General features: G+C 66.2%; 11 protein-coding genes. 6 read left to right on the top strand and 5 right to left on the bottom strand.

Going from position 1 to position 13,504, the window contains the following annotated elements:
- Positions 1-119: 119 nt before the first annotated feature.
- Positions 120-965 (top strand): SDR family oxidoreductase, encoded by an 846-nt coding sequence (locus OU800_RS19825; protein ID WP_268179057.1) that lies wholly within the window; start codon positions 120-122, stop codon positions 963-965.
- 119 nt (positions 966-1,084) lie between these two features.
- On the opposite strand, the gene OU800_RS19820 is transcribed toward OU800_RS19825, so the two are convergent.
- Both OU800_RS19820 and OU800_RS19815 read right to left on the bottom strand, forming a co-directional pair.
- The gene (locus tag OU800_RS19820; RefSeq protein ID WP_268179056.1) at positions 1,085-1,489 is read right to left on the bottom strand and encodes a VOC family protein; all 405 of its coding nucleotides are present in this window, start codon (positions 1,487-1,489) and stop codon (positions 1,085-1,087) included.
- A 31-nt stretch (positions 1,490-1,520) separates the two neighbouring features.
- Positions 1,521-2,189 carry a YciC family protein gene (locus tag OU800_RS19815; RefSeq protein ID WP_268179055.1) on the bottom strand — a complete coding sequence of 223 codons (669 nt, stop codon included), beginning with the start codon at positions 2,187-2,189 and terminating at the stop codon, positions 1,521-1,523.
- A gap of 157 nt (positions 2,190-2,346) precedes the next feature.
- Here OU800_RS19815 and OU800_RS19810 point away from each other — a divergent pair, with 157 nt between their 5' ends.
- The 3 genes from OU800_RS19810 to OU800_RS19800 all read left to right on the top strand — a co-directional run bounded on the left by OU800_RS19810 (position 2,347) and on the right by OU800_RS19800 (position 4,917).
- Positions 2,347-2,826, top strand: a complete 480-nt coding sequence (locus tag OU800_RS19810; RefSeq protein ID WP_268179054.1) for a LabA-like NYN domain-containing protein — start codon at positions 2,347-2,349, stop codon at positions 2,824-2,826.
- A gap of 8 nt (positions 2,827-2,834) precedes the next feature.
- Positions 2,835-3,434 (top strand): 3'-5' exonuclease, encoded by a 600-nt coding sequence (locus OU800_RS19805; protein ID WP_268179053.1) that lies wholly within the window; start codon positions 2,835-2,837, stop codon positions 3,432-3,434.
- Positions 3,435-3,570: 136 nt separating this feature from the next.
- Positions 3,571-4,917, top strand: coding sequence for a DEAD/DEAH box helicase (locus OU800_RS19800; protein WP_268179052.1), 1,347 nt, complete (start codon positions 3,571-3,573; stop codon positions 4,915-4,917).
- 6 nt (positions 4,918-4,923) lie between these two features.
- Here OU800_RS19800 and OU800_RS19795 read toward each other — a convergent pair whose 3' ends face one another.
- From OU800_RS19795 to OU800_RS19785, 3 genes are read right to left on the bottom strand one after another with little or no spacing between them, the layout of a single operon-like run.
- Positions 4,924-5,379: a DUF2214 family protein gene (locus OU800_RS19795; RefSeq protein WP_268179051.1), complete on the bottom strand. Its 456-nt coding sequence runs from the start codon at positions 5,377-5,379 to the stop codon at positions 4,924-4,926.
- A 16-nt stretch (positions 5,380-5,395) separates the two neighbouring features.
- Positions 5,396-6,424: a sensor domain-containing diguanylate cyclase gene (locus OU800_RS19790; RefSeq protein ID WP_268179050.1), complete on the bottom strand. Its 1,029-nt coding sequence runs from the start codon at positions 6,422-6,424 to the stop codon at positions 5,396-5,398.
- Positions 6,396-7,784, bottom strand: coding sequence for an MATE family efflux transporter (locus tag OU800_RS19785; RefSeq protein WP_268179049.1), 1,389 nt, complete (start codon positions 7,782-7,784; stop codon positions 6,396-6,398). Before OU800_RS19785 ends, OU800_RS19790 begins: the two co-directional genes overlap by 29 nt.
- 314 nt (positions 7,785-8,098) lie before the next feature.
- On the opposite strand from OU800_RS19785, the gene OU800_RS19780 reads away from it, so the two are divergent.
- Together OU800_RS19780 and OU800_RS19775 are read left to right on the top strand one after the other, a co-directional pair.
- Positions 8,099-12,997 carry an alpha-2-macroglobulin family protein gene (locus OU800_RS19780; protein ID WP_268179048.1) on the top strand — a complete coding sequence of 1,633 codons (4,899 nt, stop codon included), beginning with the start codon at positions 8,099-8,101 and terminating at the stop codon, positions 12,995-12,997.
- Positions 12,998-13,144: 147 nt separating this feature from the next.
- Positions 13,145-13,489, top strand: a complete 345-nt coding sequence (locus tag OU800_RS19775; protein ID WP_268179047.1) for an endonuclease domain-containing protein — start codon at positions 13,145-13,147, stop codon at positions 13,487-13,489.
- Positions 13,490-13,504 lie beyond the last annotated feature (15 nt).

The raw sequence follows: 13,504 nt of genomic DNA, 5'->3' as shown, positions 1-13,504 counted from the left end.
GTGACGGCGATCGGCTTTCAGGAGCGGGGCAGGATAACCGACTGCGCCGGTAACGCCCAGGCAAGGGTGGTGTGCAGCATGCCGGGGTGCTAGAAAGAATCGAGGACAGGAGAACGCTCATGCATCGCAAGGTATTTACCAACAAGGTATTCGAGCGCAAGGTGGTGGTGATCAGCGGTGGCTGTGCCGGGATCGGCCGGGCGTTGGCCTTACGCATGGCCCAGGCCTGGGCGCGGTTGGTGATTCTCGACCTGGATCAGGCGGCGCTGGACAGCCTGGTGCAGCACCTGGCCGACCACCACAACGTCGAAGCCCTCGGCCTGCTCTGCGACGTGGCCGACGCCGACGCGGTGCAGCGGGCCATGGCGCTGGCGGTCGAGCACTTCGGCGGCATCGACGTGCTGATCAACAATGCCGGCGTCACCCACCGCAGTACCTTCGCCGATACCAGCCTGGCGGTATTCCAGCGGGTCATGGCGGTGAACTACTTCGGCGCCCTGCACTGCACCCAGGCGGCGCTGCCCAGCCTGATCGCACGTGGCGGCCAGATCATCGTGCTCAGTTCTCTGTCGGGCATCGCCCCGCTGCTCTATCGCAGCGCCTACAACGCCAGCAAGCATGCGCTGCATGGCCTCTTCGAGACCCTGCGCTACGAGCTCAAGGGCTCGGGAGTCAACGTCATGCTGGTGTGCCCCGGTTTCACCGCCACCGACCTGCGCAAGAACGCCCTGGTGGGCGACGGCTCGGTGGCCGCGCAACCGCCATTGGCCATGGGCAAGGTGGCCTCGCCGAGGGACGTGGCCGAAGCCATCTACCGGGGCGCGCTCAAGCGCCGGCGTCTGCTGGTGCTGTCCAACGTCGACTGGCGCGCGCGGATTCTTGCGCGTTTCTTCCCGCGCCTGTTCGAGCGGGCGCTGCTGCCGCGCCTGTCCGGGCTCAAACCGGCACGTTCGCAGCGGTTTTGATGAGTCCTGGCGGCTGACGCACCTGGAGCAGCTACAGGCGGCGCTCGACAGCATGCTTGCCGACGGCTGGGGCACGCGTGCGGCGCAGCGTTAGCGGGCCGGCGAGGCCCCGGAGTGCCCTAAGCCAGGCTCTGATCCCAGAATGCCGCCTCGATCTTGTGGCCGTCGAGGTCGCGCACGAAACAGCCGTAGTAGGGCGCGCCGTAGTCCGGGCGCGGCCCTGGTTGGCCCTCGTCCTTGCCACCGGCTGCCAGTGCCGCCTGGTGAAAGGCATGCACCGCAGCCTTGTCCGGAGCGATGAAGCCGAAGTGGCAGCCATTGCCGAGCGTCGCCGGCTGGCCGTCGATGGGCGTCTGCACCCAGAACTCCGGGTAGTCGCGGCCGAAGGCCACGGCGCCGGGATGGCGCATGATCTCGCGGCAGCCCAGGGTGGCCAGTACCTGGGCATAGAAGGTGCTGGCCGCCTCGAACTGGTTGGTGCCGATGGAAACGTGAGACAGGATGCTGGGGTTGCTGTCACTCATGGTCGCGTCCTCGTGTGTCGAGTGTGCAAGCCTAGTCGCTGTCTCGCGGCTCTGCCGCCGGCTCGGGTTCGAGCAGCATGAATAGGCGGAAGGCCACTACCACGGCAAGCAGTTGGGCGAAACCGCTGGCCGTTTGTTGCAGCACCCAAGGCAGGCTGTCAGTGCGCTCCGGCAGCGTCCACCAGTTCAGCAGCCAGAGTGGCACCAGCACGCAGGCCAGGCAGGTGAATATTGGCAGGAAGCGCCCCTCGGTCATCGCGAAGCTATTCTGCAAGGCACGCAGCGGTGGCGCCTGGTGCAACACCAGGAAGAGTTCGGCGAAGGCCAGGCGCACCATGATCCAGATGCCCGGCACGATGAACAGCGATAGGCCGAGCATGATCGCCAGCGTACTCAAGCCAACCAGCAGTGCGAAGCGCGGCCAGAGCTGCAGGGCTGCCGCCAGCAATGGGCCCGGGTCGGCCTGCTGGCCATGGCTACGGGCATGCAGGAAGAGAATCAGCGGTGCGGCATACAGCGGGTAGAACAGCGCCCCGAGGAGGATGGCGTAGGCCGGGTTGGCGTTCTCGCCGAGCTGCGCGGCGAGCAGGGCCTGGCAGATGGCCTCGAGCAGCAGCAGTGGCAGGCACAGGCGGGCAATGCTGAACAGGTTGCGGCTGAAGAAGAACCAGGCGTCGCTCAGCACGGACAGAGCATTCATCGGTGGGCTACCTGTGGCGCGAAGGGGGCAAAGCGATTCAAGAGAACTCCTGGGAGGCAATCGAGCATGGCGCAAGGATAGGGCGCGTGACATGACCAGACCAGCCCCATCAGGCTCTGGCATACTGACTCGACTCATTTTCCCCAGAGGAGTCCCGGTGAAGAAGATCGCCGTATTCGCCGACGTGCAGAACCTCTATTACACGGTGCGCCAGGTGTATGGCTGCCATTTCGACTACAGCGTGCTGTGGGCGGAAGTCAGCCGCCGTGGTGTGATAGTCGAGGCCTATGCCTATGCCATCGACCGTGGCGACGCCAAGCAGCAGCAGTTCCAGCAGATCCTGCGCAAGCTCGGCTTCACCGTGAAGCTCAAGCCCTATATCCAGCGCAGCGACGGCTCGGCCAAGGGCGACTGGGACGTGGGCATCACCATCGACGTGCTCGATGCCGCCGCGCGCGTCGACGAGATCGTCCTGGCTTCGGGCGATGGCGACTTCGACCTGTTGCTCGAACGCGTGCGCAGCCGTGGCGTGGAAGCCATCGCCTTCGGCGTGCCGGGGCTGACGGCGCAGTCGCTGATTCGTGCCGCCAGTTTGTACGTGCCCATAGAGGGTGAGCTGTTGTTACGCAATAACTGAGGTTTTACGTGGAATCCATTGCCGTCATCGACTTCGAGACCACCGGCGTGTCGCCGAGCCAGGCGCGCGCTACCGAGATCGGCGTGGCCATCATCGAAGGTGGGCGTATCGTCGACCGCTATCAGAGCCTGATGAACAGTGGCTCCTGGGTGCCCCCCTTCATCGAGCAGCTCACCGGCATCAGCAATGCCATGCTGCGCAGCGCGCCGCCGGCGCAGCAAGTGATGAACGAAGTGGCCGACTTCATCGGCGAGCGGCCGCTGCTGGCGCACAATGCCGCCTTCGATCAGAAATTCTGGGATGCCGAACTGGCGCGGGTGCGCCGTCGTCGCACGCAGCCTTTCGCCTGTTCCTTGCTGCTGTCTCGGCGCCTGCTGCCGGAAGCGCCGAGCTACAAGCTGGGTAACCTCAATGCCTGGGCCGGCCTGCCGGACACCGGCCGCGCCCACCGCGCCCTGGCCGATGCCGAGATGGCGGCGAACCTGACCCTGCACCTGTTCGGCCTGCTGCGCGAGCGCTATGGCCGACACCAGGCCGACCATGCCTTGCTGTGCCAGTTGCAGAACCTTTCTGCCGCCAAGGTGCGAGCGCTGTTAGCCACAGCGTAGCCCGGATGTAATCCGGGGATTGCCTTGCCGATTTCCCGGATTGCATCCGGGCTACCTAGGGTCTGCAAGCGGGCTCCTACAGGAAGGCTGACGCGGGTAAACTGCGCGCCTGTTTCCTTTCCGATTCGGTTGCCCCATGACCTTCGCCTCCCTTGGTTTGATCGAGCCGCTGCTGCGCACCCTCGTCGAGCTCGACTACCAGACCCCGACCCCGGTGCAGAGCCAGGCCATTCCCGCCGTGCTCAAGGGCCGCGACCTGATGGCCGCCGCGCAGACCGGCACCGGCAAGACCGCCGGTTTCGCCCTGCCGCTGTTGCAGCGCCTGACCCTGGAAGGCCCGCAGGTAGCGAGCAACTCGGTGCGCGCACTGGTGCTGACGCCAACCCGCGAACTGGCCGAGCAGGTGCTGCAGAGCTTTCTGAGCTACGGCCAGCACCTGCCGCTGAGCAGCTACGCGGTGTATGGCGGGGTCAGCATCAACCCGCAGATGATGAAGCTGCGCAAGGGCGTCGATGTGCTGGTGGCCACGCCGGGGCGATTGCTCGACCTGTACCGGCAGAATGCGGTGAAGTTCGCCCAGGTGCAGACCCTGGTGCTGGACGAGGCCGACCGCATGCTCGACCTGGGCTTCGCCCGCGAGCTGGACGAGCTGTTCAGCGCGCTGCCGAAAAAGCGCCAGACCCTGCTGTTTTCCGCCACCTTCTCCGACGCCATTCGGCAGATGGCTGGCGAGCTGCTGCGCGACCCACTGTCGGTGGAAGTCAGCCCGCGTAACGCCGCGGCCAAGAGCGTCAAGCAGTGGCTGATTCCGGTGGACAAGAAGCGCAAATCCGAGCTGTTCCTGCACCTCTTGCGGCAAAAGCGCTGGGGCCAGGTGCTGGTATTCGCCAAGACCCGCAAGGGCGTCGACCAGCTCGAACAGGAGCTGCTGGCCATGGGCGTGGCCGCCGACTCGATCCACGGCGACAAGCCGCAGCCGAGCCGCCTGCGCGCTCTGGAGCGCTTCAAGGCCGGCGAGGTGCAGATTCTGGTGGCCACCGACGTGGCCGCGCGCGGGCTGGACATCGACGACCTGCCGCTGGTGGTCAACCTCGACCTGCCGATCAACGCCGAAGACTACGTGCACCGCATCGGCCGTACCGGCCGTGCCGGCAGCACGGGGGAGGCCATTTCCCTGGTGTGTGCCGATGAAGTGGAATTGCTCGCCGCCATCGAACGGCTGATCCGCCAGGTACTGCCGCGCCGCGAGGAGCCGGACTTCATCCCCGACCACCGGGTGCCGCAGACCACCCTCGACGGCCAGGTGCTGAAGAAACCCAAGAAGCCCAAGCAGAAACTGATTCCCGGCGCGGGCAAACCCGCCGGCAAGGGCAATATCCACCTGGGCCGCTGGTTCGAGGAGGATGACGCCAAGCCGAAAGCCAAGGCAGTGCGCAAGGTGCCGAGTTTTGGTGGCAAGCCCAAGGGCGGCAAGAAAGCCTGAAGGCTGTCAGCCCATCACGCCAAAGCCACGCGCCATCAATGTGGCCAGCAGCGGGATGACCAGCAACAGCAGCAGCTCCAGGCGGATGCTCCAGGTCACCAGGGTGATCTGCCGGGGGCTGGGCTCGGGCACCTGGCCGGCCCGCAGGGCGTTGCGCCAGTTGAAGAACACATAGGTGGGCATGATCGACAGCAGGGCAGCGAGGATGAACAGCCCGACCTTGGCATGGAACAGGGCGTTGCCCAGGTAGTAGGCCGTACCCTTGCCGAACCACAGTACCCGCGCCAGGCCGGTCAGTAGCACGACGCTGGCACAGACGCCGTAGGCGATGTCGGTGATCATCAGGCTACGCGCGCGCAGCAGATCCAGCGGCGCCTTGAACAGCACGTGCTCGATGCTGAGCAGGGCGAACAGGGCGAAGATCGCGATGAAGTGCAGGTAGGCGAAGAAGGCGTTGGTCATGTTCATGTCCAGAGGGTCAGGGGGCCAGTTCACTGCGATTGCGTCCGCTGTCCTTGGCTCGGTACAGCGCCTGGTCGGCTCGTTTGAGCGCGTCGTTGCTGTCTTCCTCGCTGCCTAGCAGGGCGCAGCCGAGGCTGACGGTTTGGCGTAGTTCGGTGTCATCGAGTGGGATGGGCTGTTCGGCCATGGCCAGGCGGATGCGCTCGGCGATCTGCAGCAGCTCCTGCGGTGTGCGCACCTGGGTGAGAATGACGAACTCTTCGCCACCATTGCGCGTCACCACGTCTTGCGGCCGCACTGCAGCGCTCATGCGTCGGGCGCTTTCCCACAGCACCCGGTCACCCGCATCATGGCCATGGCGGTCGTTGACCTGCTTGAAGTGATCGAGGTCGCAGTAGATCAGCCCCAGGCGCAGACCGTTGCGCTCGGTGGCGGCGCGCTGCAGGGGCAGAAAGTGCAGCAGGCCGGCGCGATTCCACAGTTGGGTCAGAGGGTCGAGCATGGCCTTGCGCTGTTCACGATCGAGCGCGTCACGCAGCTCGTCCGCCTGCTGCGCGTTGTGCTGCAGGTGGAGATAACTCTCGGCCAGGTAGGCCAGATCACGGAGTTGGCACTTCTGCCGAGCCGTGAGGCGCCTGGGTTGCGGGTCGGCCAGGCAGAGCGTACCGAGCGGCAAGCCTTCACCATCGTGCAGCGGCCAGCCGGCATAGAAGCGCGCCCCAGGGTTGCTCAGGGCGATTTCCTTGCCGGCGAAGCGCGGATCTTTATCGCTGTTCTCGATGAACAAGGGCTTGTCCTTGAGCACGGCGTAGGAGCAGTAGGAGATGCTGCGCGGCGTTTCGGCTATGTCCAGCCCCTGGCGGCTCTTGAACCACTGGCGGTCGTTGTCCACCAGGCTGACCAGCGCCGTCTTCACGCCGAACAGCTCGCGCGCCAGACGGGTGATCGCATCGAGGCACGGCTCGGCAGGGGTATCCACCAGTTCCAGGCGATCCAATGCCTGCTGACGCTCGACCTCATTGACGGGTAGTTGGGCTCTGAGCATTGGCGGTCTCTCCTGGGCTACGAGGCGGGAACCATTGGCCATGGCGGCTCAGTTGCCAAGCATAGACGCCCAGTAGCAACGCGCGCAGTCCCATGAAGCTGAGAAAGGCCAGCCACAGGCCATGGTTGCCCAGGCCGTGCAGGGCCAGGGCGATCGGTAATGCCAGCAGCAGCGCGGCGAGCATGGCATTGCGCATCTCGCGGGCTCGGGTGGCGCCGATGAACAGGCCATCGAGCAGATAGCTCCACACCGCCAGCAGCGGTAGCGCGGCCAGGTACGGCAGAAATTGCGCGGCCAGCTCGCGCACCTCGGCGATATTGGTCAGCAGGTTGACGAACATCTGCCCGCCGAGCAGGAAGAACAGGGCGAAGCCGAGGCTGGCCAGCAGCGACCAGGCGCCGGCCACCAGTAGGGCGCGGCGCAGGGCAAGGCGGTCGCGCGCCCCTAGGGCATGGCCGCATAGCGCCTCCACCGCATGCGCCAGGCCGTCCAGGGCATAGGCGGTCAGCGTCAGGCCGTTGAGCAACAGGGCATTGGCGGCCACCGTGGCATCACCCAGGCGCGTGCCCTGCACGGTGATGAGGAAGAACACCAGTTGCAGGGCCAGGGTGCGGATGAAAATGTCGCGATTGACCGCCAGCAACGGGCGCCAGTTGCGCCAGCGGCGTAGCGCCGCCCGATCGAGCTGGCCGGGGTAGCGGGCGAGCGCCGCGCGCGTCAGCCACAGGCCGATCAGCGCGCCGCTCCATTCGGCGATCACCGAGGCCCAGGCGGCGCCGGCCACGCCCCATTCCAGGCCAAGTACGAAGAGCAGATCCAGGCTCACGTTGAGCAGGTTGGCGGTCAGCAGGATGAGCAGCGGGCCACGCGCGCTCTGCGTGCCCAGCAGCCAGCCGATCAGGGCGTAGGTCGCCAGGCTGGCGGGCAGGCCGAACAGGCGGATGTGGAAATAGGCGCGGGCCAACTGATCCAGTTCGGCCGAAGGTTGCATCAGGCCCAGCGCGGCCTGGCTGAAGGGCAGGGCCACCAGGCTCAGCAGCAGGGCGAGCAGCACGCCCAGACCAAGCCCTTGCAGCAGCACCTGGCGCAAGGCGCCGCCATCCTCGCGTCCGGCGGCCTGTGCGGCGAAGCCGGTGCTGCCCATGCGCAGAAAACCCATGGCCCAGGTCAGCAGGGTATAGAGGCTGCCGCCGACCGCCACCGCCGCCAGTTGATGGGCGTGCGGCAGGTGGCCGATCACGGCGGTGTCGACCAGCGCCACCAGTGGGATCGACAGGTTGGAAAGGATCATCGGCGCGGCCAGTGCCCAGACCTTGCGTTGGGTCGGGGCATGGCGCCAGGCATCGAGCAGGGCGGACATCAGAGGCTCCGGCAAAACGCCGAGTATAGGGCACTTCTAAAAACTACCTGCGTTGCCATCGCTGCGTTAAAAACAGGCTGGAACGCCAGCCTGGTCAAATGCTCATTTACAACTCGTAAACTGCGCTTTTTCGCCTGTTTTTGCGGGGCCGCCATCGGTATTGCGCTGGCTGCCTCGCCTACGTTTTTAGAGGTGCCCTATAAGGGGCTGTGTGGACTGTGCACGGCTTGGCGAAATTCGTCGCTGCATCACGTCCTGTCATGGCGGCTCGGCTATAGTGTGGCCTTTCGCGCACCTTTCTCCCGGAGCCCGCAATGCCGAACAAAGGACTGCTTCTGGCCCTGGTGCTGAGCCTGCTCAGCGCCTGTGATTCCTCCCAACCTCCCGCCACGGTGACCAGCCCCGAGCCTGCCGCGCAGCAGACCCAGGCGGCCAAGCCAGCGGTCGACCGCGAGGCCTTGGCCAAGCGCTATGCCGGTCGTGAGCTGGAAGTGGTGGACGTTTCCGAAGTGCAGCTCGATGGTGCCAGCGCGCTGTCGGTGACCTTTTCCGTGCCGCTGGATCCCGACCAGCGCTTCGCCGAGCGCCTGCACCTGGTCGACAGCAAGGACGGCAAGGTCGATGGCGCCTGGGAAATCACCGACAGCCTCAACGAGCTGCGCCTGCGCCACCTGGAGCCGCAGCGCAAACTGGTGCTGACCATCGACGCTGGGCTCAAGGCGATCAACGGCAGCAAGCTGGCCGCCGAACACATCAGCCGTTTCGAGACCCGCGACCTGCAGGCCAGCGTCGGTTTCGCCAGCCGCGGTTCGCTGCTGCCGACCCGCCTGGCCGAGGGCCTGCCGGTGATCGCGCTGAACGTCGACAAGGTCAACGTCGAGTTCTTCCGCATCAAGCCCGAGGCACTGCCGCGCTTTCTCTCGCGCTGGGGCCGCGCCAGTAACCTGGATACCTGGGAGGCGCGTGAGCTGCTGCCGATGGCCGACCTGGTCTATGGTGGCCGCTTCGACCTCAACCCGGCGCGCAACACCCGCGAAACCCTGCTGCTGCCGATTGCCGGCCTGGAGCCGTTCAAACAGCCAGGGGTGTACCTGGCGGTGATGCGCGAGGCCGGCAGCTACAGCTATTCGCAACCGGCGACGCTGTTCAGCCTCAGTGACATCGGCCTCTCGGCGCACCGTTACCGCGACCGTCTGGACGTCTTTACCCAGGCTTTGGAGGGAGGGGCAGCGCAGTCCGGCGTGCAGCTCGAACTGCTCGATGGCGATGGCGCGTTGCTGGCAGAAGGCAAGACCGATTCCGCTGGCCACGCGCAACTGCCGCTACCGGCCAAGGCCGAGGTGCTGCTGGCCAAGCAGGACGAGCAGACCAGCCTGCTGCGCCTGAACGCACCAGCGCTGGATCTGGCCGAGTTCGACATCACCGGCCCGGCCGCGCATCCACTGCAGTTCTTCGTGTTCGGCCCGCGCGACCTTTATCGCCCGGGTGAAACCGTGCTGCTCAACGGCCTGCTGCGCGATGCCGACGGCAAGCCGGTCAAGGCCCAGCCGGTCAGCGTCGAGGTGCGCCGCCCGGACGAGCAGGTCAGCCGCAAGTTCGTCTGGAACGCGGATGACGATGGCCTCTATCAATACCAGTTGCCACTGGCCGAGGAGGCGCCGACTGGGCGCTGGCAACTGCTGCTGGACCTCGGTGACGGCCATCGGCAGCTCTACGAATTCCTGGTCGAAGACTTCCTGCCCGAGCGCATGGCATTGGAACTCGAAGGTCAGGATGGCCCCATCGCTCCGGGCGACGAAGCCAGCTTCAGCGTCACCGGGCGCTATCTCTATGGCGCCCCGGCGGCGGGCAATCGCCTGTCCGGGCAGCTTTACGTGCGTCCGCTGCGCGAGGCGGTGGCGAGCCTGCCGGGCTACCAGTTCGGCGACATCACCGAGGCGGATCTGACCCAGGATCAGGAGCTGGAGGAGCAGAATCTGGATGAGCAGGGCCATGCCACCCTCACACCGGAAAACCGCTGGGGCGATGCCCGCTCGCCGCTGCGCCTGATTCTCCAGGCCAGCCTGCAGGAGTCCGGTGGCCGGCCCATCACCCGTCGGGTGATCCAGCCGGTATGGCCAGCCGAACGTCTTCCAGGTGTGCGCGGGCTGTTCGATGGCGAAGAAGTGGATGCCGACAGCATGGCCGAATTCGAGGTGCTGGTGGCCGATGCCGAGGGCAACAAGCTGGCTGCCGACAACCTCAACGTGCGCCTGGTGCGCGAGCGCCGCGATTACTTCTGGAGCTTCTCCGACGGTGAAGGCTGGCGCCACAACTACACCGAGAAATTCCTCACCCTCAGCGACGAGCCGCTCAAGGTGGCGGCGGGTGGCACGGCCAAGGTCAGCTTCCCGGTGGAGTGGGGGCCGTATCGCGTCGAGGTGGTGGACAACCAGACCGGCCTGGTCAGCAGCCTGCGCTTCTGGGCTGGCTACCGTTGGCAGGACAACGCCGACGGCGGCGCCGTGCGCCCCGATCAGGTCAAGCTGGCGCTGGACAAGCCTGGCTATGCCGCAGGTGATGTGGCCAGGATCACCGTCACCCCGCCGGCTGCTGGCAATGGCTACCTGCTGGTGGAATCCAGCGACGGCCCGCTGTGGTGGCAGGAAATCAGCGTGCCGGCTGAAGGCAAGACCTTCGAGCTGCCCATCGACGAGAAGTGGGCACGGCATGACCTGTACCTCAGCGCTCTGGTGATCCGCCCCGGCGAGCGCAAGGCGCAGGTCACGCCCAAGCGTGCGGTGGGCCTGCTGCACCTGCCGCTGGAGCGCGCACCGCGCAAGCTGGCGGTGAGCCTGCAGGCGCCCGAGAAGATGCGGCCGAAGCAGCCGCTCAAGGTCAAGGTCAGCGCGCGCAACGCCGATGGCAGCATCCCCGACAAGGTGCACGTACTTCTGGCGGCGGTGGACGTGGGCATCCTCAATATCACCGAGTTCGCCACGCCCGACCCCTTCGCCAGCTTCTTCGGGCGCAAGGGCTATGGTGCCGATCAAATGGACATCTACGGGCAACTGATCGAGGCCCAGGGCCGCATCGCCAGCCTGGCCTTCGGCGGTGATGCCGGTCTCGAAGCCGGCGGCAAACGGCCGGACACCAGCGTGCTGATCGTCGCCCTGCAGAGCGATGCGCTGAAGCTGAACGAGCAGGGTGAGGGTGAAGTCAGCCTGGACATCCCCGACTTCAACGGCGAGCTGCGCCTGATGGCCCAGGCCTGGAGTGACGAGCGCTTCGGCATGGCCGAGGCCAAGACGGTGGTGGCCGCGCCGCTGATCGCCGAACTGTCGATGCCGCGCTTTCTCGCCGGGGGCGACGAAACCACTCTGGCGCTGGACGTCACCAACCTCTCCGGCGCCGCGCAGAAGCTCGACGTGCAGCTCGACGTCAGCGGCCAGTTGCGCCTGCTGGGCAACGCCCAGGCACCGCTGAGCCTCAAGGACGGCCAACGCACCACCCTGCGCATCCCGGTGCGTGCCGAGGGTGGTCTGGGCCAGGGGCATATCCAGGTCAAGGTGCAGGGCCTGAGCCTGCCCAACGAGCAGCTCGGCAGCTTCAGCCGCGACTGGACGCTGGGCGTGCGCCCGGCCTACCCGGCGCAGTTGCAGCACTTCCGTGCGGTGCTCAACGAGGGCGAGCCCTGGAGCATGCCGGCCGGCACCCTGAACCAGTTCGAGCCGGCTGGGTTGGAGGCGGTGCTGGCCCTGTCGAGCCGCCCGCCGCTGAACCTGGGTGAGCAGATCCGCGCGCTCAAGGCCTATCCCTACGGCTGCCTGGAGCAGACCACCAGTGGCCTGTATCCATCCCTCTATGCCGATGCCGCCAGCCTGAAGAAACTGGGCCTCGCAGGTGAGCCGGACGAGCAGCGGCGCAAGAGCATCGAGCTGGGCATCGAACGCCTGCTCGGCATGCAGCGGCACAACGGCGGTTTCGGCCTGTGGAGCGCCGAGAGCGAGGAAGAGTACTGGCTCACCGCCTATGTCACCGACTTCCTCCTGCGCGCCCGCGAACAGGGCTTCGGCGTACCCGCCGAGGCCTTGAAGAAGGCCACCGACCGCCTGTTGCGCTACTTGCAGCAGAGCAGCCTGATCGAAGCCAGCTACAGCCAGGATTCCGCCCATACCCGTTTCGCCGTGCAGGCCTACGCAGGTTACGTGCTGGCGCGCAGCCAACAGGCGCCCCTGGGCGCGCTGCGCAGCCTGTTCGAGCGCCGTGGTGACGCGCGCTCTGGCCTGCCGCTGGTGCAACTGGCCGCCGCGCTGAAACTGATGGGCGATGCGCCGCGCGCCGAGCAGGCGCTGAACCAGGGGCTGATCCTGCAGCGCGATGGCGAGCGCTGGATGGCCGACTACGGCAGCGCCCTGCGTGACCAGGCGTTGATCCTCGCTGTGCTGGAAGAGCAGGACATGGCAGCCGGTCAGCGCGAGCAGCGGCTGTTCGATCTGGCCGACGAACTGGCCAGCCAGCGCTGGTTGTCGACCCAGGAGCGCAACGCGCTGTTCCTCGCCGGGCGCGGCATCCTCGGCAAGCCGGAGCAGGCCTGGAGCGCCAAACTGGCCAGCGGTGCCTTCCAGTTCGAGCTGAGCAATCAGCAGCCGGGCCTCAAGCTCGAACGTGACGAACTGGCCGAGCCGCTGAGTGTGAGCAACGCCGGCAGCGCCACGCTGTACCAGCAACTGACCCTGTCCGGTTACCCGACCCAGGCGCCGCGTGCCGGTGGCGAGAACCTCAGCATCGAGCGCGAATACCTCGGCATGGATGGCCGCCCGCTCGACCTGCAGCGCCTGAACAGCGGCGAACTGGTGCTGGTGCACCTGGCCGTGCGTGCCAAGCAGCGCGTGCCCGATGCCCTGGTGGTGGACCTGCTGCCGGCCGGCCTGGAGCTGGAGAACCAGAACCTGGCTTCGAGTGCGGCGAGCCTCGAGGACGCCGGCAGCAACGTCAAGGAGTGGGGCCGGGCCATGCAGAACGCGCGCATCAAGCATCAGGAATACCGTGGCGACCGCTACGTGGCAGCGGTGGACGTGGATGGCTACGACACCACCCACCTGCTGTACCTGGCCCGCGCCGTGACCCCAGGCAGCTACCGCGTGCCGCCACCGCAGGTGGAGTCCATGTATCGGCCGAACTGGCAGGCCCTGGGCAGCGCGCCGCAGGGGATGGTGGTGCGGGGAAGATAAAAGCCGCCCTTCTCCCCCAGCCCCTCTCCCGCAAGCGGGAGAGGGGAGCGCATGGGCACGCGGCTGTGGGCTTGGCACGTGCAAACTCCCTCTCCCATTTATGGGAGAGGGTTGGGGGAGAGGGCAAACCCGGTTCAAGGAGGAACCATGACACTACTCGACAACGCCAAGCGCCTGCGCCGTGAAATGACCGACGCCGAGCAACGACTCTGGCATCACCTGCGTGCTCACCGCTTTCTTGGCTTGAAGTTCAAACGGCAGAAACCCATTGGCCCCTATATCGTCGATTTCATCTGCACCGAACGATGGCTGGTCATCGAACTCGACGGTGGCCAGCATCAGCAGCAGGCGGAGTACGACCACCAACGTGAGCGTTATCTGGCAGGTCGAGGCTATCGTGTACTGCGTTTCTGGAATCATCAGGTACTGGCGGAAACGGAGGCGGTACTTGAACGGATTCGTCTTGCAGTCGGCGAGCAAGACGGTTTGTGAGTGTCGCCACCTGTC

It is taken from the genome of Pseudomonas sp. GOM7 (assembly GCF_026723825.1).
Taxonomy (GTDB): Bacteria; Pseudomonadota; Gammaproteobacteria; order Pseudomonadales; family Pseudomonadaceae; genus Aquipseudomonas.
The sequence above is the reverse complement of the archived record's forward strand: the minus strand, read 5'-3'. Positions and strand labels throughout refer to the sequence as shown.

Coding starts and splice junctions, on each gene's coding strand:
- OU800_RS19820 (WP_268179056.1), bottom strand. CDS start 1,489: ATGAGTGACAGCAACCCCAGCATCCTGTCTCACGTTTCCATCGGCACC.
- OU800_RS19800 (WP_268179052.1), top strand. CDS start 3,571: ATGACCTTCGCCTCCCTTGGTTTGATCGAGCCGCTGCTGCGCACCCTC.
- OU800_RS19795 (WP_268179051.1), bottom strand. CDS start 5,379: ATGACCAACGCCTTCTTCGCCTACCTGCACTTCATCGCGATCTTCGCC.
- OU800_RS19790 (WP_268179050.1), bottom strand. CDS start 6,424: ATGCTCAGAGCCCAACTACCCGTCAATGAGGTCGAGCGTCAGCAGGCA.
- OU800_RS19815 (WP_268179055.1), bottom strand. CDS start 2,189: ATGAATGCTCTGTCCGTGCTGAGCGACGCCTGGTTCTTCTTCAGCCGC.
- OU800_RS19780 (WP_268179048.1), top strand. CDS start 8,099: ATGCCGAACAAAGGACTGCTTCTGGCCCTGGTGCTGAGCCTGCTCAGC.
- OU800_RS19775 (WP_268179047.1), top strand. CDS start 13,145: ATGACACTACTCGACAACGCCAAGCGCCTGCGCCGTGAAATGACCGAC.
- OU800_RS19785 (WP_268179049.1), bottom strand. CDS start 7,784: ATGTCCGCCCTGCTCGATGCCTGGCGCCATGCCCCGACCCAACGCAAG.
- OU800_RS19825 (WP_268179057.1), top strand. CDS start 120: ATGCATCGCAAGGTATTTACCAACAAGGTATTCGAGCGCAAGGTGGTG.